Consider the following 25,440-nt stretch of genomic DNA (forward strand, 5'->3'; position numbering starts at 1 on the left):
GCTGTCTCCGGTCGGGCGTGAGCGGCTTGTTATAAAGTTGATAGCGTCAACTAAAATAAGGAAAATGAATCGGCCGATCAATCGGCTTTACATTCCGTTTACCCCGTCCAGGCCATGACCCGCCCCGTGAATCCCGACCTGCCACAGAACCTGATGGCGCTCTTCGAGCATCTGCGCACCCAGCTGCAGATGGGCCTGCACGCCCAGGGCATCGACCTGGCGCCGCCGGACATCCGCCTGCTGGAGCTGATCGGCGAGGCCGAGGGCCTCAACCTGCAGGACGTCGGCCGGCAGATGTGCCGCGACAAGGCGCTGATCACCCGCAAGGTCCGCGAGATGGAGAGCCGCGGCCTGGTGCGGCGCGAGCGCAACCCGGGGGACCAGCGCAGCTTCCAGCTGTTCCTCACCGAGGCCGGCAAGGTCGTTCACGCACAGGCCCAGGCCATTCTGGCACGCACCCATGACAGCCTCTTTGCACCACTGGACGCCGACGAGCAACGCTGCATGGCGCAGCTGCTGCAACGCTGCCTGGACGCCCAGCAGGAGCTGCCCCGCTAACGAAAACGCCGGCTTGCGCCGGCGTTTCGCTGCAGCTGCGTCTTATTGACGCACACCCTCCACCGACAGCGTCAGCTCGACTTCCTGGGAAGCCGGGCCGAGGTCGCGCTGGATGTTGAAGTCCTTCAGCTTCAGGGTGGTGGTGCCGAGGAAGCCGGCGCGGTAGCCGCCCCACGGATCATCGCCCTGGCCGATCAGTTCGGCCTTGATGGTGACCGGCTTGGTCACGCCGTTGAGAGTCAGGTTGCCGCTGATCTCGGCGTTCTTGCCATCGGCCTTCACACCGGTGGACTCGAAGGTCGCGGTGGGGTTCTTCGAGACGTTCAGGAAGTCGCCGCTGCGCAGGTGCTTGTCACGCTCGGCGTGGTTGGTGTTCACGCTGTTGGTGTTGATGGTCACCTTGACCTTGTCGGCGGCCGGGTTCTTCTCGTCGAAGGTGAAGGCGCCGTCGAAGTCGTCGAAGCGGCCGTACAGCCAGCTGTAGCCCAGGTGCTGGATGCGGAACTCGATGAAGGCGTGCTGGCCTTCCTTGTCGATCTTGTAGTCGGCGGCCATGGCCTGGCCGGCGCTGAACAGGGCGGTACCCAGGGCCAGGGCGGCGAAAGTCTTCTTCAGCATGGTGATCTCCGTATGGTGAGAGGTGGGGTCAATCCGTGGAACGGCCGAGCATGCGGGTAAGGGTCGCATCGCGGTCGAGGAAATGGTGCTTGAGCGCCGCCAGGGCGTGCAGTACGGCGAGGACCACCAGGGCCCAGGCCAGGTACAGGTGGATGGCGCCGGCGGTGTCGGCCTGCTCGGGCAGCCCGCTGAGGGTCGCCGGCACGTCGAACCAGCCGAACACGCTGATGGGTTTGCCCTCGGCGGTGGAAATCAGGTAGCCGGCGACTATCACCGCGACCAGCAGCCCGTACAGGGCCAGGTGGCCGAGCTTGCTGGCCTTGCGCGTCAGCGCGCCATGGTTGGCCGGGGCCGGCGGCGGCGGGCTGAGGAAGCGCCAGGCGATGCGCACGATCAGGGCGATGGCCAGCAGGATGCCGATGCTCTTGTGGATTTCCGGGGCGCGGTGGTACCAGGTGTCGTAGTAGTCCAGTTCGCGCATCCACAGGCCCAGGCCGAACAGGCCGAAGACCACCAGGGCGCTGCCCCAGTGCAGGAAGAGACTGACCAGACCGTAACGGGAGGGCGAATTACGCCATTGCATCGAGAGGTTTCCTGATAAAGCCGGAGCGTCAAGACTAGCGGCAAAACGATCGGATAAAAGTGGAAATTACTGCTTTGAAACATCGATTCACAAGATAGATTCGCTGGCTAATGACCATTCCAGAGCCTCCAGGGCGTTTTACGGGATAACACCCAGGGTACGGGAATTATTCGATGCAAAAGCAAAGGGGCGCCCGCGGGCGCCCCTTTCCACGGCCGGAGCCGCGGCTCAGAACATGTCGGTGAACCAGGAGAAGGCGCCTTTCTTCTTGCCCTCGCCCGCGGCCGGTGCCGCCGACGCTTCGCTGGCCTTGGCCGGCGCGGGGATGCTGATGCTCTTGCCGTCGGCCAGGTCGCGCAGTTGCGCGGCGGCGCGCTTGCCGCTGCGCAGGGCGCCCTCGATGGTGCCCGGGTAGAGCGCGTCGGTGTGCTCGCCGGCGAAGGCGACGCGCGGCAGCGGCTGCTCCCAGGCGCGCCAGAAGCGGCTGATCTGCCCCGGGCCATAGGCCAGGTAGGAGCCGCCGGTGCTGACGTCGGTGCTGTAGCGGCGCATTTCATAGCCGGAGTAGGCGCCACGCATCTTCGGGTAGTACTTGTTCATGCGGATCAGCACCTGGTCGACCATCTGCCGGTCGCCGAAGGCCTGCAGCACGCGGGCGTTGTCGCCGGAGAGGTTGATCAGCACGTTGGCGCCGCCCTTGAGCGCGGGCTCCACCCAGATCATGCCCAGGCCCTGGTCGCTGTAGATCTCGCCGGACAGGCGCGACTTGTCGTCCCACACCGGGCGCTTGAACTTCAGCAGGATCTGGTCGCGCCAGCCGTAGTTGGTGTTCTTCAGCGCCTCCTGCTGCTTGGCGCTCAGGCCCGGGGTCAGCTGGATCTGGCCGAGGGCGCGCAGCGGCACGGCGAGCACCGCGTAGTCGGCCTTGTAGCCGGTGGCGCCGGCCTTGACGGTGACGCCGTCCTTGTCCTGCACGATGGCGCTGACGCGGGCGTTGGTCTTGATGGTCTTCAGCTGCTTGACGAAGGCCTCGGCAAGCACCTGGCTGCCACCGGGCAGGCGCGCGGCGCGCAGGTCGCGGTCGTCGACGTTGCGGTACACCCGGCCCTGCTGGGCGAGGTACAGCAGCGACAGGCGCGAGGGCTCGTCGTAGTGCGAGCGGATGCGCTGGTTGACCAGCAGGCGCGCGGTCGGCGACAGGTTCAGCTTGTCCAGCCAGCGGGCGACGTTGAGCTGGTCGAGGGCGAACAGGGTCTTGTTGGCCAGCGGGTCCAGCGGGTCGTCGATGGACGCCGCGAGGTCGTTCAGCGACTTCTCGAAGCGCTCGAGGTCGGCGGCCACGGCGGGCATCTTCTGCTTCAGGTCAGAGGAGCTGTAGTAGACGCCGTCGATCAGGTAGCTGGGGGTGCGCACGAACTCCGGTGCCGGCACCGCCTTGAGCTTGAGGGTGTCCAGGTAGCCGTTGAGGGTCGGCTGGGCCTTGGCGTTGCCCAGCCATTCGCTGGTGGCCAGGCCCGAGCGCCCGCCGATCTGCGGCTTGGCCTCCAGCAGGGTGACCTGCCAGCCCGACTGCTGCAGTTCATAGGCGGTGCTGAGGCCCGCCAGCCCGCCGCCGACCACGATCGCGGTCGGTTGCCTGTCCTTGCCCAACGCGAACGCGCTGAACGCCGCCAGCGCCAGCAGCGAAGCCGCGCGCAGCCATCGAATCTTCATCGTGCATCCCCCAACATGGTGCGAAGGCGCGCAGCATACGCCAGCGCCCAGTGGCCGGCCAGATGCCATCCCCTGCCGTGTGTCGCGGCGCGCGCCTTGTCCGTCCATGTCCCATTGCATAGGCTTGCCCGACGACGTCAAGAGGAGACCTGCCATGGGCCTGAACGCCGAGTGGATGCAGCGCGACCTGGAGGTGCTCTGGCACCCCTGCACCCAGATGAAAGACCACGAGCGCCTGCCGGTCATCCCGATCCGCCGCGGCCAGGGCGTGTGGCTGGAAGACTTCGAGGGCAAGCGCTACCTGGATGCGGTCAGCTCCTGGTGGGTGAATGTCTTCGGCCACGCCAACCCACGCATCAACCAGCGCATCAAGGACCAGGTGGACCAGCTGGAGCACGTGATCCTCGCCGGCTTTACCCACCAACCGGTGGTCGAGCTGTCCGAGCGCCTGGTGCGCCTCACCCCCGAAGGCCTGTCGCGGGTGTTCTACGCCGACAACGGCTCCTCGGGCATCGAGGTGGCGCTGAAGATGAGCTACCACTACTGGCAGAACTGCGGCCAGCCGGCGAAGCAGCGCTTCGTCACCCTGACCAACAGCTACCACGGGGAAACCGTGGCGGCGATGTCGGTGGGCGACGTGGCGCTGTTCACCGAGACCTACAAGTCGCTGCTGCTGGACACCCTCAAGGTGCCCAGCCCGGACTGCTACCTGCGCGCCGAGGGCGAAAGCTGGGAGGCTCATTCGCGGGCCATGTTCGAACACATGGAACGCACCCTGGAACAGCACCATGCGGAAGTCGCCGCGGTCATCGTCGAGCCGCTGATCCAGGGCGCCGGCGGCATGCGCATGTACCACCCGGTGTACCTGAAGCTGCTGCGCGAGGCTTGCGACCGCTACGGCGTGCACCTGATCCACGACGAGATCGCCGTCGGCTTCGGCCGCACCGGCACGATGTTCGCCTGCGAGCAGGCCGGCATCGCCCCGGACTTCCTGGTGCTGTCCAAGGCCCTGACCGGCGGCTACCTGCCGATGGCCGCGGTGCTCACCACCGACAAGGTCTACCAGGCCTTCTACGACGACTACGCCACCCTGCGCGCCTTCCTCCACTCGCACACCTACACCGGCAACCCGCTGGCCTGCACCGCAGCCCTGGCGACCCTGGACATCTTCGAGCAGGACAACGTCATCGAGGCCAACAAGGCCCTGGCCGCGCGCATGGCCTCGGCCACCGCGCACCTGGCCGACCACCCCCACGTGGCCGAGGTCCGCCAGACCGGCATGGCCCTGGCCATCGAGATGGTCCAGGACAAGGCCAGCCGCGCGCCCTACCCCTGGCAGGAACGCCGCGGCCTGAAGGTCTACCAGCACGCCCTGGAGCGCGGCGCCATGCTGCGCCCGCTGGGCAACGTGGTGTACTTCCTGCCGCCCTACGTGATCACCCCGGAGGAAATCGACTTTCTCGCCGAAGTGGCCAGCGAAGGCATCGACATTGCCTGCAAGGGCTCGGTAAGCGTGGCGGTCAGCCAGCGTTTCCCGGACCATCGCGATCCGGGTTGAAAGCGGCGGCAGGCTTCAGGCCACAGGCTGCAGGCGATACACTGCCGGCCTGTAGCCTGCAGCCTATAGCCTGAAGCCCTATAACATGCGCCTTTCCCGCTTCTTCATCGACGCCCCCTCTCCCTCGGCCAGCATGAGCTGCCCGAGGCCCAGGCCCACTACATCGGCCGTGTACTGCGGCATGCCGCCGGCGACGCCGTGCAACTGTTCGATGGCTCCGGCCAGGAGTTCCTCGGCGAGCTGGTGGAGGTGGGCAAGAAGAGCGTGCGCGTGGAGCTGCGCGAAAGCTTCGCCGGCCTGGCCGAGTCGCCGCTGCGGCTGCACCTGGGCCAGGGCCTGTCGCGCGGCGAGCGCATGGACTGGGCGATCCAGAAGGCCACCGAGCTGGGCGCCGCGCGCATCACCCCGATCGTCAGCGAACGCTGCGAGGTACGCCTGAAGGACGAGCGCGCCGACAAGCGCACCGCCCACTGGCGCCAGATCGCCATCAGCGCCTGCGAACAGTGCGGCCGCTCGGTGCTGCCGCAGATAGACGCGCCCGTCGGCCTCGCCGAGTGGCTGCAAGCCGCCGAGGCCGACCTCAAGCTGGTGCTGCACCCGGTGGCCGAGCCCCTGGCCAGCCACGCCCGCCCGGGCAGCCTGGCCTTCCTCATCGGCCCGGAAGGCGGCCTCAGCGACGCCGAGGTGGAACAGGCCAAGGCCGCCGGCTTCCACGCCGCGCGCCTGGGCCCGCGGGTGCTGCGCACCGAGACCGCGCCGGTGGTGGCGCTGAGCGTGGCGCAGCAGCTGTGGGGCGATTTCTGAGGCCTCGCCGGGCAACCACCGGTACATTCCTGAAACCTTATCCGCCGTTGCGAACCGTGTAGGAGCGGGCCCTGCCCGCGATTCGCGCGCAGGGCGCGCTCCTACAGGGGAATGGCGCGGGTGGGGCGGCGGTAGGAGCGGATCTCATCCGCGAATCGCGCCGGAACGCCCGGCTATCGCGGAAACGGGGGAATGCCATGCCTCACGGCGACCTGTAGGAGCGGACTCCGTCCGCGATTCGCGCGCAAGGCGCGCGCCTGCGCGCCTCAGAGCCCGCGCAGCGCCAGGCCGGCCAGGCCGAGCAGCAGCACGCCGCAGCCGGCGTAGCTGACGCGGTGCCAGAACAGCGAGGTGTTGCGCCGCAGCCAGTCCACCAGGCCGGCGCAGAGGAAGCACCAGATCAGCGACGAGAGCATGAAGCCGGCAAAGAACACCAGCGACTGCGACTGGCTCGGGGCGCCTTCGACGATGCCGGCCAGGGCGCTGCCCAGCGCGCCCCAGTAGACCACGTTCTTCGGGTTGGACAGCGAGATGGCCGCCCCGGAGGCGAAGGCGTTGCCGGCGCTGGTGGCCGCCTCCAGGTCGTCCAGCGGCGGGCGCCAGGCGTCGCGCAGGCCCTGGATGCCGAGCCAGGCCAGGTAGGCCGCGCAGGCCAGGGTCAGGGGCACACGCACCTGTTCGTGGGCCAGCAGCAGGGCCAGGCCGGTCAGCCCCAGCAATGCCCAGACCGCGTCGCCGATCAGCGAGCCGAGCTGTACCAGCAGCGCCGGGCGGAAGCCGCCGGTCAGGCCGCGGCGCAGGGTTTCGCTGAACACCGCCCCCGGCGAGACATTGAAGGCGAAGCCGAACAGCAGGGCGGCGAGGAAGATGGCGAGCATGGGGCGGTACTCCGGAAAGCGGGAATGCGCCCATTCTCCCCGGGCGATGGCGGAAAAACTTGAACCGGATTGCGCTGCTTCAGCCGCGCAGCGTGCGCTGGTAGCGGCCGGGGCTGACGCCGTAGGCGCTGCGGAAGTGGCGGGTCAGGTGGCTCTGGTCGGCGAAGCCCAGGGCATGGGCGGTATCGCCCACGGCGACGCCCGCCCGCAGCAGCGCCAGGGCGCGCCGGGTGCGCAGCTGCATGGCCCACTGCCGCGGGCTCATCCCGGTGTGCTGCTTGAAAGCCCGCAGCAGGTGGAACCTGGAGACCTGCACCTGCTCCGCCATGGCTTCCAGGCTCAAAGGCTCGGCGAGGTTGGCGGCGAGCAGCTCCTGCAGGCGCTCCACCGGGCGCCGGCCAAGGGCCGCCGTCTCCGGCGGCCGGGTACCCGCGTGCCGCGCCAGCTCGGCCAGCACCAGGGTCAGGCACTCCTCGCCGCGCTCGCGCAGGAAGGCGTCGCCGGACAGGGCCAGCTCCACCGCACGGGCCAGCTCCCCCGCCAGCTGCGGGTGCGCCAGCAGCGGCCGCTCGAAGGCCAGGCGTTGCAGGCCGAGGCTCGCGGCCAGCACGGCTTCCGGCAGGTAGAGGCTGACGAAGCGCCAGGGCTGGCCGTCGGCGGCGCCGCCGCCCTGGATCTGCCCCGGGTTGTAGAGGGTGATGTCGCCGGCACTGGCCTGGAGGCTACGGCCGTCCAGCCAGATGTCCTCGCTGCCGCAGAGGTTGGCGCTGATGACGAATTCGTCGTGGCTGTGCTTGTCGAAGCGGTGCCCGCTCAGGGCCGCGCTGGCCACTTCGAAGCCGTCGCCCAGCCAGGCGTGACGCAGCGCCATGGCCGGGCCTCAGATCAGCCCGGCATCGGCGAGCTTCTGCTCCAGCGCCACCAGGTCGGGGATGCGCACCAGCTCGTCGCCGACGCTCACCGCCGCCAGCTCCAGCGGTGCCAGTTCGGCTTCTGCGCGAGGCAGCTCGGGGCCGACCTTGAGCGAACGCGGGATGCCCTGGGCCAGCAGCGCCAGGAACTTCACGTGGGGGCGGCCGCCCAGGGCGTTGAGGACGATGACCCGCGCCCCCGGGCCGGCCTGGGCCGAGCCGCCGGACGCCGCCTCGAAGGACAGCAGCGGCAGGCGCAGGTCGCGCCAGGCCACCTGGCCCAGGTACCAGGCCGGCAGGCCCGGCTGCGCCTGGGGCGCGCGGTAGGCGATCAGTTCGGCCACGGCCACGTTGGGCAGCAGCAGGGTGCGGTCGGCCAGGGGCACCAGCAGCCCGGTCAGGCTGGCGGGTGCCTCGTCGTCGCCGAGGTTGGCCGGGGTGCCGTTCACAGGGGCTTCCTGCGGCAGGGAAAGATCACTCATGACTCCACTCCAGTGGCCGCACACTGCGCGGCCAGGTGTTCGACCAGCGCCGCGGCGAGCTCGCGCGGGTCGGCCGAGAAGGTACTGTAGCCGCCCTCGCGCAGGCTGTCGGGCATGCTCGAGCAGGCGCAGCCGTCCGCGCGCTGCGTCCAGATCTCGGCGCCCTGGCGGCGCACGTAGGCCGCCGCGGCGCTGCCGTCGCTGCACATGCCGCTGAAGACTATCACCCCGCAGCGGCTGCCGAACTGCTGGGCGAGGTTGAGCATCATCTGGTCGATGGACGGGCTGTAGGGCTCCGGCCAGGCCCGCTGGCCCAGGCGCATCCGGCCGTCGTCGACGAAACCCAGCTCGTGCTGCACCGGCACCACGACCACTTCGCCGCAGCGCAGCCAGTCGGCGTCGCGGGCGAGGTTGACGCGCCACTGGCTATGCCGCCCCACCGCCTGCGGCAGGCTCTGCTCGAACGAGGGGGCGATGTGCTGGGCATAGAGGAAGGCCAGCGGCAGGCCGCCCGGCAGCGCATCGAGGAACGCCTTGACCGCCGCCGGGCCGCCCAGGGACGCGGCCAGCAGCCAGACCTGGCGCGCCGGCTCGCCCACCTGCAGCGGCGAGGCCGCCAGCCCGTCGGGCAGGGCGATGCGGCTGGGCCGCTGGGCCTCGCTCAGCAGCGCCTCCAGGCTCTGGCCGACGTTGGCGCTGGGGTCGCCCACCAGGCGCCGCAGCTTGCCCACCAGGCGCCGTTCCCAGCGCGGGTAGTGCTCGGAAAGCCGCTCGGGGGCATGGCCCTCGCCGAACAGCACCGGCACCTGCGCCTGTTCCAGCAGGTTGTCCAGCAGCGGCGTGTCTTCCTGCTGGGCCAGGTCGACCAGCCACAGGTCGGTCTCGCAGGCGGCCAGCTGGGCCTCGTCCAGGCGCCCGGGGTCGGCATTGAGCACCACCTGGTAGCCATGCCCGGCCAGGGCCTGCTGCAGCACGTGGCGCTGCAGCGAGGTGTCGGCGATGATCGCGATCCTTGCGCCACTCTGCTCAGGCATGGGCATTCACCAGTGCCTGGATGCTGTCGAGCAGCTCGGATTCCTGGTAGGGCTTGCCCAGGTAGCGGTTGACGCCGATGGCCAGGGCCCGCTCGCGGTGCTTCTCGCCGGTACGCGAGGTGATCATGATGATCGGCAGGTCCTTCAGGCGTTCGTCGTGGCGCACCAGGGTGGCCACCTCGAAGCCGTCCATGCGCGGCATCTCGATGTCCAGCAGCATGATGTCGGGCTTGTGTTCCTGCAGCTGGGCGATGGCGTCGACACCGTCCTTGGCGGTCAGCACGTTCATGCCGTTGCGCTCCAGCAGGCGGCTGGTGACCTTGCGCACGGTGACCGAGTCGTCCACCACCATGACCAGGGTCGGGCGCTGCTGCTCGCTGTCCGCCTGCGGCGCGCTGGGCAGCGCGCGGCGCGGCTGGGCATGCAGGGCGAGGCTGGCCAGGCGGGCGCGGATGGTCGCCAGCAGGTCGAGGATCACCACCACGCGGCCGTCGCCGAGGATGGTCGCGCCGGAAATGCCGCTGACCCCGGCGAACTGCGCGCCCAGGCTCTTCACCACGATCTCGCGGGAGCCGGCCAGGGCATCCACCTGCACCGCCACGGCATGTTCCGCGGAGCGCACCAGGATCACCGGCAGCGGCAGCGACTGGCCCACCAGCTTGGGCTGCTGGCCGTTGTTCAGCAGGTCGCCCAGGTACTTCAGCTCGTAGTCCTGGCCGGCATATTCGAAGTGCGGCGCATGGCCCTGCCTGCCGCCTTCCTCGTAGAGGGCCTCCAGCTCGTAGGGCGAGACGCGGACGATGCCCTCGATGGTGTTCAGCGGCACGGCGTACAGGTCCTCGCCGGAAAGCACCATGAGCGCGCGGTTCACCGACACGGTGAAGGGCAGGCGGATGGCGAAGCGGGTGCCCTTGCCCGGCTCCGACTGGATGCTCATGGAGCCGCCGAGCTGCTTGACCTCGGCGTTGACCACGTCCAGGCCGACGCCGCGCCCGGAAATCTGCGTGAGCTTCTCGGCGGTGCTGAAACCGGCCTCGAGGATGAACTGCAGCACCTCATGGTCGGAAAGCTCGGCATCGGCCGCCATCAGCCCGCGCTCGACGGCCTTGCGGCGCACCGCGTCGAGGCGGATGCCGCCACCGTCGTCGGCCAGGCTGAGGAGGATGTCGCCACCCTCGCGGCCCAGCTCCAGGCGGATGCTGCCGGCCTCCGGCTTGCCGGCGGCGCGGCGCGCGTCGGCGGATTCGATGCCGTGGTCGACGGCGTTGCGCAGCATGTGCTCCAGGGGCGCGACTATGCGCTCCAGCACGGTGCGGTCCATTTCCCCTTCGGCGTTGCCGACGATGAACTCCACCTGCTTGCCCAGTTCGCCGGCGACCTGCCGGACGATCCGCCGCAGGCGCGGCACCAGGCGGTCGAAGGGCACCATGCGGGTGCGCATCAGGCCTTCCTGCAGCTCGGTGTTCACCCGCGCCTGCTGCAGCAGCAGGGTCTCGGCGTCGCGGTTCTTCGCCGCCAGGGTTTCCTTGAGGTCGAACAGGTCGGACGCGGACTCGAACAGCGCGCGGGACAGCTGCTGCAGTTGTGAGTAGCGGTCCATTTCCAGCGGGTCGAAGTCCTCGTAGCCGGCACGCTCGGCGTCGGCCTGGTGGCGCGAGAGAATCTGCGCCTGGGTCTCGGTGTCGAGGCGGCGCAGCTGGTCGCGCACCCGCTCGATGGTGGCGTCCATCTCCGTGAGGGTGGAGCCGACGTCGCTCACCTGTTGCTCGACGCGGCCACGGAAGATGGAGGTTTCGCCGGCCAGGTTGACCAGGTTCTCCAGCAGCGGCGCCGGGACCTTCACCAGCTCCTGCGGGGCGCGCCGCGCGGCGGCCTGCTGCGCGGCTTCCTGGGCGCGCTGGACGAAGGGCAGCACCTTGGGCGCCTCGCTGCGCGGCGGCTCGGCGACGGCCATGATGGCACCGGCGGCCAGGACCGGCAGCGGCGGCTCGGCCGGCTCCGGCTCGCTGGCGGGCGGCGGCGTGACGGCCGCGGCGCTTTCCGCGGCGGCATCGGCCTCGCCGACCTGCTGGCGCAGGTGGTCCACTTCGTTCTGCAGGCCGTCGAAGCCCGACTGCACGTCGAGCAGCAGGCTGTCCGGCCAGGGCGCGCCCTGGCGCTGGGCTTCGGTGAGGTGCTCCTCGAGGTCGTGGGCGAGGTCGCCGAGGGCGTTCTGCCCGGCCAGCCGAGCGCCGCCCTTGAGGGTGTGGAGGATGCGCAGCAGCTCGTCGAGGGCGCCGTGGTCGCCATCGGCGTCCCAGCGGCCCAGGGCGTGCTCCATGCCTTCGAGCAGGTCGTCGGCTTCTTCCAGGAAGATGTCGATGATGTCCGCCGCCGGCTCGTCGCCGCCCAGCAGGGTCGAGGCCAGCGGCTGCAGGCTGACGCTGCTGGGCATGCTCAGCTGTTCGTCGGGGTTGGCGCGGAAATCGCGGATCGCCGCGATCAGCGACTCGCCCTCGGGAACCGGCCGCCGGCCCTGCACCGCCTCGAGCATTTCCGCCAGGCGGTCGTGGCAGCGCTGGAGCAGCGCGAAGAGTCCGTCGCTGGCGCGCAGGCGCCCGCCGCAGAGGCCTTCGTAGAGGTATTCCAGTTCGTGGGCGAGGTCGCCGACGGGGCGGATCTCGGCCATGCGCGCGCCGCCCTTGAGGGTATGCAGGTCACGCTGCAGGGCCTCGAGCTCGACGCCGTTGTCGACGTTGCCCATCCAGCGCTGCAGCGCGCCGGCCGCGCTTTCCAGGATGTCGAAGCCTTCCTCGAGGAAGATGTCCACCAGTTCCTGGTCGTGCACTTCCAGCGGCTCGAACGCTGGCTCAGCCACGGGTTCGGTGTCGTCGGCCTGTTCCAGGGCCTGGGCGCTCGGGTCGCTTTCCGCCTCGTGGAGGAAGGTGGCGAGGTCGATCTCCTCCAGCACCGGATCGGCCGCCCCGGGCGCCGCGCTTTCGCTTTCCGGCTCGGGTTTGGGCTCCGACTCGGCTGCGATCCCGTCCACGACCGGCAGCGGCGGCTCGTCCAGCAGCGGTTCGGCTTCGGCTTCGGCTTCGGCTTCGGCTTCGGCTTCGGCTTCGGCTTCGGCTTCGGCTTCGGCTTCGGCTTCGGCTTCGGCTTCGGCTTCGGCTTCGGCTTCGGCTTCGGCTTCGGCTTCGGCGTCAGGCTGCTGCTCGGCCGGCGTGGCGGTCAAAGCCGTTTCGGGGTTCTGGCGGAAGGCGCGGATGCGCTGGATCAGGTCGTCGGGGTCGGTCAGCGGCTGCCCGGCCTGCAACTGGTCGAGCTGCTGCGCCAGGCAGTCGTGGCAGGCCTGGAGCAGCCCGGCAAGACCGGGGTTGGCCTGGAAGCGGCCATCGAGCAGGCCTTCGTAGAGCGACTCCAGTTCATGGGAAAGGTCGCCGATCTCGCGGATCTCGGCCATGCGCGCGCCACCCTTGAGGGTGTGCAGGTCGCGCTGCAGGGTGGACAGCGGGGCCGGAACGTCCGGGGCCTGGGCCCACTGGGCCAGGGCCTGGCCGGCGCTGTCGAGGATGTCCACGGCCTCTTCGAGGAAGATCGCCACCATTTCCTCGTCCAGCGTCGGCGCTATGCCGGACGTGCGCACGGCCTCCGGCTCGGCGGGCGCGGGCTCCGGCGCCCCGGCGAGCGGCGCCGCCGGCCATTGCAGGCCTTCGGGCAGGTCTTCCGGGGCGGTGGGACGGTCGAGCAGCAGTTCCTCGTCTTCCAGCGGGAAGTCGTCGGCGGTGAGCTGGTCGAGGTCGATGAAATCGCTCTCACCGTCGGCCTCCGGCTGCGCCGGCGCAGGATCCTCGTCGGCCTGGGCCGGCGCTTCGAGCAGGCGGTGCAGGGCCTCGACCTGCTGCGGGCAGGCGCTGACCTGCAACGCGGCGGCCACCTGGTCCATCATGCCGATCAGTGCCTCGTGGGCGTCCTCGGCGGCACCGAAGAAGTCGTCGTCCACCGCCAGCCGGCCCTGCTGCACCGCGCCGTAGACGGCCAGCAGCGCGTCGCACAGCTCGGCCATCTGCGGCAGCTCGGCCTGCTGCGCGCCGTTGGCCAGGGTCGCCAGCTCGTCGTGCAGGGCGCCCAGTTCCTGGCCTTCGTGGGGGTGTTCGCGCCAGCGGCCGAGCAGGTCCTCGGCGTCCAGCAGGATGTTCATGCCCTCGGCGAGGAACAGGCCGAGCATCTGCGGATCGCCAGCGCTCTCGCCGCTTTCGCCGCGGCGCTTGGCCTCCGCGGCCTCCAGGCGCTCCTGCTGGACCTGGGCAATGCGCCGCAGCAGCTCGTCGCCGCCGTCGATGCGCGCCAGCGGGCGGCCGGCGTCCAGCTGCTGCAGGCCGACCCTGAGCAGGCGCCCGGCCTCGCGCAGCAGCTCGGCCTCGCGCAGGTCGACCTGCAGCAGGTTGGTCTTGAACTCCTTCACCAGCCGCTCCAGCGGCGTGGCGATTTCCGCGATCGGCAGGATGCCGGCCATGTGCGCGCTGCCCTTGAGGGTGTGCAGGGCACGCTGCAGGTCGTCGGTGACTGGCTGGGGCAACTCGCGGTCGCAGTCGGCGAGGAAGCCGCCGAGGGTTTCCAGGTGGGTCTCGGCCTCGTTGCGGAAGATTTCCAGCAGTTGCGGGTCGAGCCCTTCGTCCAGGGCCGCGGCTTCGAGCGCGGGCTCCAGCGCCGCCTCGGCCGCCGGGGTTTCCCCGCCTTCCGGCGGCGGCACCGGCTCGCCCTTGGCCAGGGCGTGGGCGGTGGCGGCGAGCTGGTCGACGTCATCGCGCTGGCGCTGCACGCTGGCGGCGAACTCGTCCACCAGCGCCGGCATCAGGGCCACCACGTCGCCCACCACCTGCAGCACCGGCGCGCTGGCCGCGATGCTGCGGTCGAGCACGCGGTTGAGCAGGTTCTCGATGGACCAGGCCAGTTCGCCGACCACCAGCGCCCGGACCATGCGCCCGCTGCCCTTGAGGGTATGGAAGGCGCGGCGGATCTCGGTCAGCGCCTCGCGGTCGTCGGTGTCGGCCTGCCAGCGCGGCAGGTATTCGTTGATGGTTTCCAGGACCTCGCCGGCTTCTTCGATGAAGACCTCGCGCAGTTCCTCGTCCACCGGCTCCTCGTCGGCCGGCGGCGGCAGCAGGCTGGGCGGCACCTCGCGGGCCGGCGGGTTGATCGCCTGGGCCGGGGTGGCCATCACCTCGGCCAGGGACAGCGGCCTGGCCACCTCGGGTACGGCCGCGGGCTCGGCCGGCGGCGTCGGCAGCTCGACCTCGGGCAGGTCCAGCGCGGCCATGTCCAGGTCTTCCCAGGCCTGGTCGGCGGCACTGGGCTGGGCGACGGCCGGGGCCTCGTCGAGGTCCGGGGAGGATAGCTCGGGTAGCGCTTCCGCCAGCGGCTCAAGCGCATCGAGCGGGGCGTCCAGCTCCAGCGTGGGCAGTTCCTCGGCCGCCGGTGGCTCGTCGGCGAGGGGCTCCAGGCTCCACTCGCCCAGGCTCGGTGCGGCGTCGCCGGGTTGCGGGGCGTCGAACGAGAGGTCCCATTCGAGTTCGCCGGCCGACGCCGGCAGGGTGGTTTCCGGCTCGGCACCGGCATCCAGGGCCGGCAGCTCGTCCAGGCTCCACGTCGTATCGGGGGCGGAGGGGGTTTCTTCGTCCAGCGTCCACTGGATTTCGCCTTCCGCGGCAGCGGGGCTCGCGGCGGCATCCAGGCTCGGCAGGTCGTCGAGGGTCCAGGAATCGCCGGCGGCCGCCAGGCCCGGGGCTGCGTGCGCCACTTCGGAGCCGGTCAGCGGCTCCAGGCTGTCCAGGGACAGGCTCTCGTCCAGCGACCAACTCGGCTCCACCGCCTCGGCGGGCGATTCCAGCGGCGCGTCCAGGCTGAAGTCGACGCCGGCATCGTCGAGCGCCGGCGTCTCGGGCCCGGCCAGGGTCCAGTTGTCGTCGGAGACCAGCAACGGCGCCTCGACGTCCTCGCGGATCGGCGCCGCTTCCTCGGTGGCCGGCAGCTCCCAGGAAAGCTCGTCGCCGGCTTGGGCGAGATCGCCGGCATTGGCTGGCTCCCAGCCGGGCTCGGCGGCGAAGGCCTGCGCGGCCTCGGGCACTATGTCGTTCGGCGCCTGTAGTTCGTCGACGACGCCCTGCTCCGCCAACACGTCGGCGGCGGCGCTGCTCGCCAGCAGGTCGATTTCCGCCAGCGCCTCGTCCGCCGGGGCGGCGGGCGTGGGCGTGGGCGCATCCAGGATGGAAGGCCGCGGCTTGAGCGGGTAGCCCAGCTGATCCAGGCTCTCCTCGGCGACGTCGAGGATCAGCTCGCCGGAGCTGCCCTGGTCCTCGGAGAGGCGTTCGAGGTAGTACTCCACGCCGGTGATGGCGTCGGCCAGGGTGTCCAGGCTGTGCCAGTCCGGCACCGCCTGGCGCGCCAGCAGCTGTTCCTGGATGTAGCGGTTGCAGGCTTCCAGCAGCCGCGCCGCGCGGCCCTGGTCGATCATTTCCAGGCCACCGCGGACCTGGGTCAGCAACTCCGGCACCCGGGCTAGGTGCTCGTGGTTCCACTGCGAGGCGATGAACTCGATGATGGCGTCCTTGGCCAGCTCCAGGCCGTTGCGCGCCTCCTTGATCACCACCTGGTGGATCTGCGCCACGTCGGTGGTCGGCAGGCGGCTCTCCTCGTCGCCGTGTTCCTCGCTGGGCCCGGCCATGCCGGCCAGGGTGGCCTCGACGTAGAGCAGCGCGCCGGCGACGTCCATCAGGGTCGCGTCGCTGGGCTCGCGGCGCCCGTCGGCCAGGGCGCCGACCACTTCGAGCTGGTCGAGGATCACCCGGCGCGGCTGGCCGAAGCCGAGCACCGCCAGGGTGTCGGCGATCTGCTTGAGCGGCATCACCAGGGCCTGCAGGTCCGCCACCGCGGAGCGGTCGCTGCGCACGAAGAGGTCGAGGCTGTCCTTGACCCGCACCAGCTCCTCGCACAGGGCGCCAACCACCGAGCGCATGGCGTCACGGTCGGGGCCGGCCAGGCGGGCGCGTTCCTCGTCCACCACGGCGGCGCCGGGCAGCGCCTCGTCCAGGCGGTATTCGTCCTTGACCTCGCGCACCTTGGGCGACTGGTCGGAAGCCTTGGCCACGTAGAACAGCAGGTTCTTAATCAGTTCGTCGGGCGCCGCCTGGTTCATGCCGTCGGCGCCCTCCTCGACCAGGCGCTTGAACTCGCGGTCGACCTGGCGCAGCAGGTTGCGCACCGTGGTGCCGTTGGCGATGCTGCCGTTGGCCAGGCCCTCGACCATGGCCGAGGCGATGGTCCACAGGCGGCCCAGCGGGGCCTCCCGGCACAGCGATTCGAGGCGGGCGAAGACCCGCGCCATGTAGCCCAGGTTGGTCGGCAGGTCCTGGTTGCGGATCACCCCGACCAGCGCCACCTGCAGCATCTGCCGCAGCTTGCGCAGCAGCACCGGCAGTTCGGAGGTGCGCAGGCGCGCCAGGGCATCGTGGGGCAGCAGCGGCTTGCCACCGGACAGGTCGGGGGCGAACAGGCTGGTTTCCGAGAGCAACTTCTCGCCGCGGGCGGCGCGCAGGTCGTTGAGCAGCGGCAGCACCACCATCGGCAGGTCGCGGCGGGCGCTCTGGATGCGGTCGAGGTACACCGGCAGCTGCAGGATGGCCTGCATCAGCACTTCCAGGGCCTCGCCCTGGCTGGGCACGCGCTGGTCGATCAGCGCCTGGGTGAGCTGCTCCATTTCCTCGGCGAGCAGGGCGGCGCCATAGAACTCCACCATCTGCAGGGTGCCCCGCACCTGGTGGACGTGGGCCAGGCAGAAACCCATGCGCGTGGGGTCCTGCGGGTTCTCGACGAACGCCTCCAGGGCTTGCCGCGCCTGCTTGAGGGTTTCGGCGATCTCGCCTTTCACCCATTCCAGGGCGACATAATCGTGCCGATCACCCATAGCCACTCCACTCATGTGTCTGTGTCATCCCTTCCGGGTAAAGGCCAGAACCCGCTCGTCGGCCACCGGCACCAGGTCCGGGTGCTGCCATTCAGCCACCTCGCCGACGCCTATCACCAGCAGCCCACCCGGCGCCAGGCGCTCGGCCAGGCGGTTGAGGATGTCCCGGCGCCGCCAGCGGCGGAAGTAGATCAACAGGTTCTGACAGAAGATCACGTCCAGGCCGGACATGGGCGCCTGCCCCAGGTCCAGCACGTTCAATCGCGTACAGCACACCCGCTCGGCCAGCTCGGGTCGTACCCGGTAGCGGCCGTCGGCCTCTTCCCGGAAATAGCGTCGCTTCAGTTCGTCCCCGACATCCGCCAGCTTGCGCGCCGGGTACAGCGCCTCGCGGGCCTTGCCCAGGGCGCTGAGGCTGATGTCGGTGCCGCTCACCCCGTACAGCGCCGGCAGCTCCAGTTCGCCCAGCGCCTCGGCGACCACCATGGCCAGCGAGTACGGCTCCTCGCCGCTGGAACAGCCCACGCTCCACAGCGCCAGCGGCCGCCCCAGCGCCGGCAGGCGCTCGCGGACGTAGCCGGCGAGCAGCTCGAAGGACGGAAGGTGGCGGAAGAAGCGGGTTTCCTGGACGGTCAGGCGGTCCAGCAGGTTCGACCACTCCACCGCGCCCCGCGGGCCGTCGGTGACCTGGCGGTAGTAGCTGGCGTAGTCGCCGATGCCCAATTCGCGCATGCGCGCGCCCAGGCTGGTCTGCAGGAAGGTCCGGCGCTGTTCGTTGACCACCACGCCGGTGCGTTCTTCCAGCAGAGCCTGCCAGTCGCGGAACTCCGCCGCCGACATGTCGGCCAACGGCTGCAACGACCAGACGCCAGTTGCCTGCATGTCGCGCCTCTCGCTCAAGACTGTCGTGCGCGGTGCCCTTCAGCCCCGCGCACCTCCGCTCAGGCCCGTTCTGCCAGGTCCGGCAGCTTGAAGCCGGATACCGAGTTGCGCATCTCGCTCGCCATCTTCGCCAGGTTGCCGATGCTGCGCGCAGTGGCGGTGGTACCGGCGGAGGTCTGCGAGGTGATCTCCTGGATCACGTTCATGGTGTTGGAAATGTGGCCGGCGGACGACGCCTGCTGACGGGCGGCGTTGGAGATGTTCTGGATCAGCGCCGCCAGGGTCTTGGATACCTTCTCGATCTCTTCCAGGGCCACACCGGCGTCCTGCGCCAGGCGGGCACCGCGGACCACTTCGGAGGTGGTCTGCTCCATGGAGATCACCGCTTCGTTGGTGTCGGTCTGGATGGTCTTCACCAGCGCCTCGATCTGCTTGGTCGCGGCGGAGGAACGTTCCGCCAGGCGCTGTACCTCGTCCGCCACCACGGCGAAGCCGCGGCCCGCGTCACCGGCCATGGACGCCTGGATCGCGGCGTTCAGGGCGAGGATGTTGGTCTGGTCGGCGATGTCGTTGATCAGGCTGACGATGTCGCCGATCTCCTGGGACGATTCGCCCAGGCGCTTGATCCGCTTGGAAGTGTCCTGGATCTGCTCGCGGATGTTGTCCATGCCGGTGATGGTGTTGTGCACCACCTCGTTGCCCTTGTTGGCGATGGCTACGGAACGTTCCGCTACCGCCGAGGACTCGGAGGCGTTCGCCGATACCTGGTCGATGGACACCGCCATCTCGTTGATCGCCGCGGAGGCGCCGGCGATTTCCTGGGCCTGGTGCTCGGAAGCCTCGGCCAGGTGCATCGCCGTGGCCTGGGTTTCCTGGGCGGCGGCGGCCACCTGCACGGCGGTCAGGTTGATGGTTTCCACCAGCTCGCGGAGCTGGTCGATGGAGTAGTTGATGGAGTCCGCGATGGCACCGGTGAAGTCCTCGGTCACGGTCGCGGCCACGGTCAGGTCACCGTCGGCGAGGTCGGCGATCTCGTCGAGCAACCGCAGGATCGCCGCCTGGTTGCGTTCGTTCTTCTCGGCGGTCTCGGCCAGCCGGCGGTTGGTCTCGCGCACCATCACCAGGCCGATGAGGATGATCGAGCCGAGGGCGAGGATCGCCAGCGCGACGCTCGCCACCTGGTTGAGGTGACGGCTGCCGGCCAGGTTCTCGAAGCCGTCGGCCAGCTTGGAGGCCTTGTCCAGCAGGGTCTGCGAGCTGCTGAAGATGGTGTTGGCGGACTCGCGGACCTGGAACAGTTCCGGCGAGGTCTCGAGGATCTCGTCCACCGAGCCCGAGACGAACTCGAACAGCTCGGAAATCTCGTTGAGGCGGTCGACGGCCTCGGCGTTGGTCACCTTGGAGATGCTCATCGCCGCGTTGCCTTCCTTCATGCCCTTGAGCACCCGGCCGAACAGGCTGGCGTCGCGGCCGAAGCTGTCGGCGGCCTGCACCGAGTTCTCGTCGCCGGCGAGCACCTTGTTCACCGAGCCGAGGATACGTTCGGCGAGCAGCGACTGGCGCTGGGCCACGGCGACCTGGTCGGCCGGCGCGCCGCTTTCCAGGAGGATGTCCACCACTTCCTCGTAGGTCACCTGCAGCTGCGGGATGGTCTCGGCAAGGGTCGCGGCCACCTGGTGCAGCGAGAGCACGGTCTGCTCGCTGGCGAGGATGGAGTCGGTGTTCTTGCGCAGCAGGTCCCAGTCCTTCTGCACGTCGGCCATCGGCACCTGCACGTCGGCCGGGCTCGGCGGCAGGCCGGTGGTCTCGTCCCCCTTGAGCAGCACGTTCCAGCGCTTCTCGAAGTCGTTACGGGCGTCCTTCAGCGACTTGAACGCCTCGCTCTTGCCCGCCGCCGCTTCCGTGGCGTTCTTGGCGATCCGCTGCGACAGCACGCGCAGTTCGCCGGCGTGGCCGATGTACTGCTTGTCGTGGTTCGACTGGGTGTTGAGGTAGGCGAAGTTGGCGAACAGCAGCACGATCGAGACGATCAGGACGATGAACAGCCCCGCGATCAGTGAACTGCTGCGCGCCCCCGAAAAGAGATTGCCTGTCTTGATTTTCTTCATATACGGCCCCCGCCTGGACCCACCACGATTTCGGTTTCCATGTCACGACACGGGCCGGAAGTCCCCGACCCAACCGGTTTCAACTAGCTGGCGACGTCGAGGAAGCCCGGGTGCTGCGCCAGGGCATGCGGGCTGAATACCAGCCAGGGCTGCTCTCGATGGAATACGCCATGAACAAAGGGTTGCAGCGCCGCCTCCAGGGGCGGCAACTGCTCGCTGAAGGCGTCCACCGGGAAGTGCTGCATGCCCAGGACCTCATCGACGATGAGCCCGGCGAACACCTCCCCGTGTTCCACCACCAGCACGCGGCGCTGCTTGCGCAATGGCGACAGCTCCGCGCCGAGAAAACCGCACAGGTCCATGATCGGCAGCAGCCGACCGCGGACGTTGGCCACGCCCCGGACCCACTCGCGCACGCCGGGCAGCAGGGTGTAGCGCGGCTCGTGGAGCACTTCGCCGACCTCCCCCATGGGCGCCACGAACAGGCGCCCAGCCATGCGGAAGCCGATGCCGTTCCAGCTCTGCACGACCTCGCGCTGCGCCGGCAGGCCGGCAGCCAAGCGACGGCAGCGCTGGTCGATCTCGACGAGAAGCTGGTAGGGACTCTGGACTTCAGACATGCCGGCCCTGGCCTTTTCTAATAGTTATTCGGGCCCCGCCGGGCATCAGCCGGCGAGTACCGCATTGATGGTCTTGAGCAGCGTTTCTTCGTCGACCGGCTTGGTCAGGTAGTCACGCGCGCCCTGGCGCTTGCCCCAGACCTTGTCGGTCTCCTGGTCCTTGGTGGTGACGATGATGACCGGGATGGCGCTGGTCTCCGGGTCCTTGGACAGCTGGCGGGTGGCCTGGAAGCCGTTCAGCCCGGGCATGACGATGTCCATCAGGACCACGTCCGGCTTCTCCTGGCGCGCCAGGGCGACGCCGTCGGCGCCGTTCTCGGCCTTGAGCACCTGGTGCGAATGCTTCTCCAGCATCGCGGTCAGCTTGTACATCTCGGTCGGAGAGTCATCAACAATGAGGATTCGAGCCATTGGGGTCCCCAGGAAAAGGCATCACCGGCACGCAGGGCCGGACATCAGGAAGCTTGCTCCACCGGGGTGAAGTCTGGCACGTGGGTCTTGATGGCGCCGAGCAGCTCTTCCTTGCTGAAAGGCTTGGTGAGGTACTGATCGGAACCGACGATACGACCCTTGGCCTTGTCGAACAGGCCGTCCTTGGAGGACAGCATGATCACCGGGGTGGATTTGAAGGCGCTGTTGTTCTTGATCAGGGCGCAGGTCTGATAGCCGTCCAGGCGCGGCATCATGATGTCGACGAAGATGATGTTCGGATGGGTGTCGGCGATCTTCGCCAGCGCGTCGAAGCCATCGATGGCCGTGATGACATCGCAGCCGACTTTCTTGAGCAAGGTTTCGGCGGTACGACGGATCGTCTTGGAATCGTCGATGACCATGACCTTCAAACCATCGGAATGCTGTTCCATGTTCGCCCTTTTACCATCTCGGTGAATCGTTACTGTCTTATATTCAGTGCGCTGACGCCCTGCCACCGTTCGGGCTGCGACCCAATCGTCGGAGTCTTTTAGCACACTCTCCCGCATCCATCCATAACACCCCGGATGCGCTGGCTTTTTCCTTGACCGGGCACATATCCGGCGCCACCCTGAGCACTCTTTTCCGCCCTTTTCGGCGCGGTTTGTCGCCGCACCTGCCCCTTTCGGAGGACTTCCCCATGAGCGTACGCCTGGGCATCGTGATGGACCCCATCGCCAGCATCAACTTCAAGAAGGACAGCTCCCTGGCGATGCTGCTGGCGGCCCAGGCCCGTGGCTGGTCGCTCTTCTACATGGAACAACGGGATCTTTACCAGAAAGCGAACGCCGCGCGGGCGAAGGTCCGCTCCCTGAAGGTCTTCGACGATGCCGAACGCTGGTACGAGCTGGGCCAGGAGACCGACCTGCCGCTCGCCGAGCTGGACGTGATCCTGATGCGCAAGGACCCGCCCTTCAACAACGAGTACATCTATTCCACCTACCTGCTGGAACAGGCCGAGCGCGCCGGCGCCCTGGTGGTGAACCGGCCGCAGAGCCTGCGCGACTGCAACGAGAAGTTCTTCGCCACGCTGTTCCCGCAGTGCACGCCGCCGACACTGGTCACACGGCGCGCCGACATTCTGCGCGAGTTCGCCGCCGAACATCGTGACATCATTCTCAAACCCCTCGAAGGCATGGGCGGCACCATGATCTTCCGCCACCGCGAGGGCGACCCGAACCTCTCGGTGATCCTCGAGACCCTGACGCTGCACGGCCAGCAGCAGATCATGGCGCAGCGCTACATCCCGGAGATCAAGGACGGCGACAAGCGCATCCTGATGATCGACGGCGAGCCGGTGGAATACTGCCTGGCACGCATCCCGGCGCAGGGCGAGACGCGCGGCAACCTCGCCGCCGGCGGCCGCGGCGTGGCCCAGCCGCTGTCCGAGCGCGACCGCTGGATCGCCGGGCAGGTCGGCCCGCAGCTGCGCGAGCGCGGCCTGCTGTTCGTCGGCCTGGACGTGATCGGCGACTACCTCACCGAGATCAACGTCACCAGCCCGACCTGCATTCGCGAGATCGACAAGGCCTACGACACCCGCATCGGCGAGCGCCTGATGGACGCCATCGCCGGCAAGCTCAAGGCCCGCCAGGCGGCGGCGCAAGTTTGACGCAACCGACAACTTGACGCTTGCCGCTTGCAGGCGGCGGCCGGGGAAAGCAGACTTCGCCCACCCCGGCCGGCTCGATATGCAATGAACGCTGCAACCTCCCCCCAAGCCTTCCCGTCCTCCGGCGTCCGCCCGGCGGACCGCCTGGGCTTCACCCTGTTCGTGGCGGCGGTGCTGCATGTGGCGCTGATCCTCGGCGTGGGCTTCTCGATGCCGCACCCGAGCCAGTTGAGCAAGACGCTGGAAATCACCCTGGCCACCTTCAAGAGCGAGAAGAAGCCGGAGAAGGCCGACTACCTGGCGCAGATGAACCAGGAAGGCAGCGGCACCCTCGAGCACAAGGCCGTCCCCAAGACCACCGAGCAGGCGCCGTTCCAGGACAGCGAGGCGAAGAAGGTCGCCCCGCCGCCAACGCCGAAGCAGGCCAAGGAGGCGGAGTCGCCGAAGACCGCGGTGGCCACCAAGGCGCCGAAGCCGCAGAAGGTCCAGGCCAAGCCGCAGAAGCCCAAGGCCGAGCAGGTCGCCCAGCCGGTGCCGCAGTTCGACTCCAGCCAGCTGTCGGCGGAAATCTCCAGCCTCGAGGCGGACCTGGCCAAGGAACGCCAGGCCTACGCCAAGCGCCCGCGCATCCACCGCCTGACCGCCGCCTCGACCATGCGCGACAAGGGCGCCTGGTACAAGGAGGAGTGGCGCAAGAAGATCGAGCGCATCGGCAACCTCAACTACCCCGACGAGGCCCGCCGCCAGCGCATCTACGGCAGCCTGCGGATGCTGGTGTCGATCAACCGCGACGGCTCGCTGTACGAGGTGCAGGTGCTGGAGTCCTCCGGCCAGCCGCTGCTGGACCAGGCCGCCCAGCGCATCGTGCGCCTGGCCGCGCCCTTCGCCCCCTTCACCGGCGACCTGGCGGACATCGACCGCCTGGAAATCATCCGCACCTGGCGCTTCGAGCGCGGCGACCGGCTGTCCAGCCGCTAGGCTCTGCGGGCAGCTTGCAGGCCGCGCGCCCAAGCCTGAAACTAGCGCCATGAACACAGCGCCCACCTACCTCAAGCACCACTTCCTGATCGCCATGCCGCACATGGCCGATCCCCATTTCGCCCAGACCCTCACCTACCTGGTCGAGCACAACGAGCAGGGCGCCATGGGCCTGGTGATCAACCGCCCCAGCGGCCTGAACCTCAGCGACGTGCTCGAGCAGTTGCGCCCCGAGCCCCTGCCGCCGGCGCGCTGCCAGGGCATCACCGTCTACAGCGGCGGCCCGGTGCAGACCGACCGCGGCTTCGTCCTGCACCCGGCCGGGCAGCTGTTCCAGGCCACCCTGGAGCTGGGCGAGCTGAACCTGTCCACCTCCCAGGACGTGCTGTTCGCCATCGCCGACGGCAGCGGCCCCGCGCAGAGCGTCATCGCCCTCGGCTACGCCGGCTGGGAAGCCGGCCAGCTGGAGGCCGAGCTGGCCGACAACGCCTGGCTGACCTGCCCGGCGGACCTGCAAGTGCTCTTCGACGTGCCCGCCGAGCAGCGCCTGGCCGCCGCCGCGCAGCGCCTGGGGATCAACCTCAGCCTGCTCACCGCCCAGGCCGGGCACGCCTGATGGCCGCGCCGCGCCTGCTGCTGGGCTTCGACTACGGCACCAAGCAGATCGGCGTCGCCGTCGGCCAGGCGGTCACCGGCCAGGCCCGCGAACTCTGCGTGCTCAAGGCGCAGAACGGCGTGCCGGACTGGAACCGCGTCGAGGCGCTGATAAAGGAATGGCAGCCCGACGCCATCGTCGTCGGCCTGCCGCTGAACATGGACGGCACGCCCAGCGAGATGAGCGAGCGCGCCGAGAAGTTCGCCCGCCGCCTGCACGGCCGCTACAACCTGCCGGTGCACACCCACGACGAGCGCCTGACCACCTACGCCGCCAAGGGCGAGCGCCTGGCCCAGGGCCAGCGCGACGGCTACCGCGAACGCCCGGTGGACGCCCTGGCCGCGGCCCTGCTGCTCGAGGGCTGGCTGGAGGCGCACGGCGGCGCTTGACCTGCGGCAGTGCCGGCCGCGGCACACGCGCTAATCTTGAGCGGGTACCCGCCGCACGGGCGCCCGAGGAATCCACGGCGGCCCAGCCTGGACCGCCACGAGTCATCCAGGAGATGTCATGAACCTGCCCAGCCCCGCCGAACTCCTGCCGCGCATGGCCACCGACCTGCGCAACCACCTCGCCGAGCGCGGTATAGACGCGCCGCGCTTCGTCGGCATCCACACCGGCGGCATCTGGGTCGCCCAGGCCCTGCTCAAGGAACTGCACAGCGAGGAGATCCTCGGCATCCTCGACGTGTCCTTCTACCGCGACGACTTCACCCGCAGCGGCCTGCACCCGCAGGTCCGTCCGTCGGAACTGCCGTTCGAGATCGACGGCCAGCACCTGGTCCTGGTCGACGACGTGCTGATGAGCGGCCGCACCATCCGCGCCGCGCTCAACGAGCTGTTCGACTACGGCCGCCCGGCCAGCGTGACCCTGGTCTGCCTGCTGGACCTGAACGCCCGCGAACTGCCGATCCGCCCCGACGTGGTCGGCCAGACCCTGTCGCTGGCCCCCAATGAAAGGGTAAAATTGCGCGGTCCCGCACCACTCGTCCTCGAGCGCACCCTCATCAGCGCGCTCTGAACGCGCGCGCCAC

At 69.2% G+C, this 25,440-nt stretch carries 20 protein-coding genes and 1 pseudogene; 8 read left to right on the top strand and 13 right to left on the bottom strand.

Features of this window, described 5'->3' with window-relative positions:
- Positions 1 to 114: 114 nt before the first annotated feature.
- Positions 115 to 558, top strand: a complete 444-nt coding sequence (locus PKO50_RS28445) for a MarR family transcriptional regulator (protein WP_089390927.1) — start codon at positions 115 to 117, stop codon at positions 556 to 558.
- 42 nt (positions 559 to 600) lie between these two features.
- On the opposite strand, the gene PKO50_RS28450 is transcribed toward PKO50_RS28445, so the two are convergent.
- From PKO50_RS28450 to PKO50_RS28460, 3 genes are all read right to left on the bottom strand, one after another.
- Positions 601 to 1,176 (bottom strand): YceI family protein, encoded by a 576-nt coding sequence (locus PKO50_RS28450; RefSeq protein WP_109933632.1) that lies wholly within the window; start codon positions 1,174 to 1,176, stop codon positions 601 to 603.
- A 28-nt stretch (positions 1,177 to 1,204) separates the two neighbouring features.
- Positions 1,205 to 1,759, bottom strand: coding sequence for a cytochrome b (locus tag PKO50_RS28455; protein WP_089390929.1), 555 nt, complete (start codon positions 1,757 to 1,759; stop codon positions 1,205 to 1,207).
- A gap of 228 nt (positions 1,760 to 1,987) precedes the next feature.
- Positions 1,988 to 3,472, bottom strand: a complete 1,485-nt coding sequence (locus PKO50_RS28460) for a flavin monoamine oxidase family protein (RefSeq protein ID WP_275627899.1) — start codon at positions 3,470 to 3,472, stop codon at positions 1,988 to 1,990.
- Between the two features lie 154 nt (positions 3,473 to 3,626).
- Here PKO50_RS28460 and PKO50_RS28465 point away from each other — a divergent pair, with 154 nt between their 5' ends.
- On the top strand, positions 3,627 to 5,030 hold the full coding sequence (locus tag PKO50_RS28465; protein WP_109933630.1) for an adenosylmethionine--8-amino-7-oxononanoate transaminase: 1,404 nt from the start codon (positions 3,627 to 3,629) through the stop codon (positions 5,028 to 5,030).
- A gap of 85 nt (positions 5,031 to 5,115) precedes the next feature.
- Positions 5,116 to 5,834 (top strand): annotated as a pseudogene (locus PKO50_RS28470) (16S rRNA (uracil(1498)-N(3))-methyltransferase).
- Between the two features lie 266 nt (positions 5,835 to 6,100).
- Here PKO50_RS28470 and PKO50_RS28475 read toward each other — a convergent pair.
- The 10 genes from PKO50_RS28475 to pilG form a co-directional block, all read right to left on the bottom strand.
- A complete protein-coding gene (locus PKO50_RS28475; RefSeq protein WP_109935213.1) occupies positions 6,101 to 6,712 on the bottom strand; it encodes a LysE family translocator in 612 nt (203 codons plus the stop codon).
- 79 nt (positions 6,713 to 6,791) lie between these two features.
- Positions 6,792 to 7,583, bottom strand: a complete 792-nt coding sequence (locus tag PKO50_RS28480) for an AraC family transcriptional regulator (protein WP_275627900.1) — start codon at positions 7,581 to 7,583, stop codon at positions 6,792 to 6,794.
- Positions 7,584 to 7,592: 9 nt separating this feature from the next.
- The gene (locus PKO50_RS28485) at positions 7,593 to 8,105 is read right to left on the bottom strand and encodes a chemotaxis protein CheW (protein WP_275627901.1); all 513 of its coding nucleotides are present in this window, start codon (positions 8,103 to 8,105) and stop codon (positions 7,593 to 7,595) included.
- A complete protein-coding gene (locus PKO50_RS28490; protein WP_109935797.1) occupies positions 8,102 to 9,139 on the bottom strand; it encodes a chemotaxis protein CheB in 1,038 nt (345 codons plus the stop codon). The genes PKO50_RS28485 and PKO50_RS28490 overlap by 4 nt, the downstream gene beginning before the upstream one ends.
- Positions 9,132 to 17,084, bottom strand: coding sequence for an Hpt domain-containing protein (locus tag PKO50_RS28495; RefSeq protein WP_275627902.1), 7,953 nt, complete (start codon positions 17,082 to 17,084; stop codon positions 9,132 to 9,134). Before PKO50_RS28495 ends, PKO50_RS28490 begins: the two co-directional genes overlap by 8 nt.
- A 24-nt stretch (positions 17,085 to 17,108) precedes the next feature.
- Positions 17,109 to 17,966 (bottom strand): protein-glutamate O-methyltransferase, encoded by an 858-nt coding sequence (locus PKO50_RS28500; RefSeq protein WP_275627903.1) that lies wholly within the window; start codon positions 17,964 to 17,966, stop codon positions 17,109 to 17,111.
- Between the two features lie 59 nt (positions 17,967 to 18,025).
- On the bottom strand, positions 18,026 to 20,074 hold the full coding sequence (locus PKO50_RS28505; RefSeq protein ID WP_109937102.1) for a methyl-accepting chemotaxis protein: 2,049 nt from the start codon (positions 20,072 to 20,074) through the stop codon (positions 18,026 to 18,028).
- A gap of 83 nt (positions 20,075 to 20,157) precedes the next feature.
- Positions 20,158 to 20,694 carry a chemotaxis protein CheW gene (locus PKO50_RS28510; RefSeq protein WP_089390939.1) on the bottom strand — a complete coding sequence of 179 codons (537 nt, stop codon included), beginning with the start codon at positions 20,692 to 20,694 and terminating at the stop codon, positions 20,158 to 20,160.
- Positions 20,695 to 20,739: 45 nt separating this feature from the next.
- On the bottom strand, positions 20,740 to 21,105 hold the full coding sequence (gene pilH, locus PKO50_RS28515; RefSeq protein ID WP_009615257.1) for a twitching motility response regulator PilH: 366 nt from the start codon (positions 21,103 to 21,105) through the stop codon (positions 20,740 to 20,742).
- 44 nt (positions 21,106 to 21,149) lie between these two features.
- Positions 21,150 to 21,557, bottom strand: a complete 408-nt coding sequence (pilG, locus tag PKO50_RS28520; RefSeq protein WP_009615249.1) for a twitching motility response regulator PilG — start codon at positions 21,555 to 21,557, stop codon at positions 21,150 to 21,152.
- A gap of 248 nt (positions 21,558 to 21,805) precedes the next feature.
- Between pilG and gshB the strand changes: the two genes are divergently transcribed.
- The 5 genes from gshB (at position 21,806) to pyrR (ending at position 25,427) form a co-directional block, all read left to right on the top strand.
- Complete coding sequence (gene gshB / locus PKO50_RS28525) at positions 21,806 to 22,777, top strand: glutathione synthase (RefSeq protein ID WP_109937103.1); 972 nt, start codon at positions 21,806 to 21,808, stop codon at positions 22,775 to 22,777.
- A gap of 84 nt (positions 22,778 to 22,861) precedes the next feature.
- A complete protein-coding gene (locus PKO50_RS28530; RefSeq protein WP_275627904.1) occupies positions 22,862 to 23,755 on the top strand; it encodes an energy transducer TonB in 894 nt (297 codons plus the stop codon).
- A 49-nt stretch (positions 23,756 to 23,804) separates the two neighbouring features.
- On the top strand, positions 23,805 to 24,371 hold the full coding sequence (locus PKO50_RS28535) for a YqgE/AlgH family protein (protein WP_275627905.1): 567 nt from the start codon (positions 23,805 to 23,807) through the stop codon (positions 24,369 to 24,371).
- Positions 24,371 to 24,799, top strand: coding sequence for a Holliday junction resolvase RuvX (gene ruvX / locus PKO50_RS28540; protein ID WP_074986425.1), 429 nt, complete (start codon positions 24,371 to 24,373; stop codon positions 24,797 to 24,799). Before PKO50_RS28535 ends, ruvX begins: the two co-directional genes overlap by 1 nt.
- 118 nt (positions 24,800 to 24,917) lie before the next feature.
- Positions 24,918 to 25,427, top strand: a complete 510-nt coding sequence (pyrR, locus tag PKO50_RS28545) for a bifunctional pyr operon transcriptional regulator/uracil phosphoribosyltransferase PyrR (protein ID WP_089390943.1) — start codon at positions 24,918 to 24,920, stop codon at positions 25,425 to 25,427.
- The last annotated feature ends 13 nt before the right edge of the window (positions 25,428 to 25,440 follow it).

It is taken from the genome of Pseudomonas sp. 273 (genome assembly GCF_029201425.1).
Taxonomy (GTDB): Bacteria; Pseudomonadota; Gammaproteobacteria; order Pseudomonadales; family Pseudomonadaceae; genus Pseudomonas; species Pseudomonas delhiensis.

Coding starts and splice junctions, on each gene's coding strand:
- PKO50_RS28445 (WP_089390927.1), top strand. CDS start 115: ATGACCCGCCCCGTGAATCCCGACCTGCCACAGAACCTGATGGCGCTC.
- PKO50_RS28450 (WP_109933632.1), bottom strand. CDS start 1,176: ATGCTGAAGAAGACTTTCGCCGCCCTGGCCCTGGGTACCGCCCTGTTC.
- PKO50_RS28455 (WP_089390929.1), bottom strand. CDS start 1,759: ATGCAATGGCGTAATTCGCCCTCCCGTTACGGTCTGGTCAGTCTCTTC.
- PKO50_RS28460 (WP_275627899.1), bottom strand. CDS start 3,472: ATGAAGATTCGATGGCTGCGCGCGGCTTCGCTGCTGGCGCTGGCGGCG.
- PKO50_RS28465 (WP_109933630.1), top strand. CDS start 3,627: ATGGGCCTGAACGCCGAGTGGATGCAGCGCGACCTGGAGGTGCTCTGG.
- PKO50_RS28475 (WP_109935213.1), bottom strand. CDS start 6,712: ATGCTCGCCATCTTCCTCGCCGCCCTGCTGTTCGGCTTCGCCTTCAAT.
- PKO50_RS28480 (WP_275627900.1), bottom strand. CDS start 7,583: ATGGCGCTGCGTCACGCCTGGCTGGGCGACGGCTTCGAAGTGGCCAGC.
- PKO50_RS28485 (WP_275627901.1), bottom strand. CDS start 8,105: ATGAGTGATCTTTCCCTGCCGCAGGAAGCCCCTGTGAACGGCACCCCG.
- PKO50_RS28490 (WP_109935797.1), bottom strand. CDS start 9,139: ATGCCTGAGCAGAGTGGCGCAAGGATCGCGATCATCGCCGACACCTCG.
- PKO50_RS28495 (WP_275627902.1), bottom strand. CDS start 17,084: ATGGGTGATCGGCACGATTATGTCGCCCTGGAATGGGTGAAAGGCGAG.
- PKO50_RS28500 (WP_275627903.1), bottom strand. CDS start 17,966: ATGCAGGCAACTGGCGTCTGGTCGTTGCAGCCGTTGGCCGACATGTCG.
- PKO50_RS28505 (WP_109937102.1), bottom strand. CDS start 20,074: ATGAAGAAAATCAAGACAGGCAATCTCTTTTCGGGGGCGCGCAGCAGT.
- PKO50_RS28510 (WP_089390939.1), bottom strand. CDS start 20,694: ATGTCTGAAGTCCAGAGTCCCTACCAGCTTCTCGTCGAGATCGACCAG.
- pilH (WP_009615257.1), bottom strand. CDS start 21,105: ATGGCTCGAATCCTCATTGTTGATGACTCTCCGACCGAGATGTACAAG.
- pilG (WP_009615249.1), bottom strand. CDS start 21,557: ATGGAACAGCATTCCGATGGTTTGAAGGTCATGGTCATCGACGATTCC.
- gshB (WP_109937103.1), top strand. CDS start 21,806: ATGAGCGTACGCCTGGGCATCGTGATGGACCCCATCGCCAGCATCAAC.
- PKO50_RS28530 (WP_275627904.1), top strand. CDS start 22,862: ATGAACGCTGCAACCTCCCCCCAAGCCTTCCCGTCCTCCGGCGTCCGC.
- PKO50_RS28535 (WP_275627905.1), top strand. CDS start 23,805: ATGAACACAGCGCCCACCTACCTCAAGCACCACTTCCTGATCGCCATG.
- ruvX (WP_074986425.1), top strand. CDS start 24,371: ATGGCCGCGCCGCGCCTGCTGCTGGGCTTCGACTACGGCACCAAGCAG.
- pyrR (WP_089390943.1), top strand. CDS start 24,918: ATGAACCTGCCCAGCCCCGCCGAACTCCTGCCGCGCATGGCCACCGAC.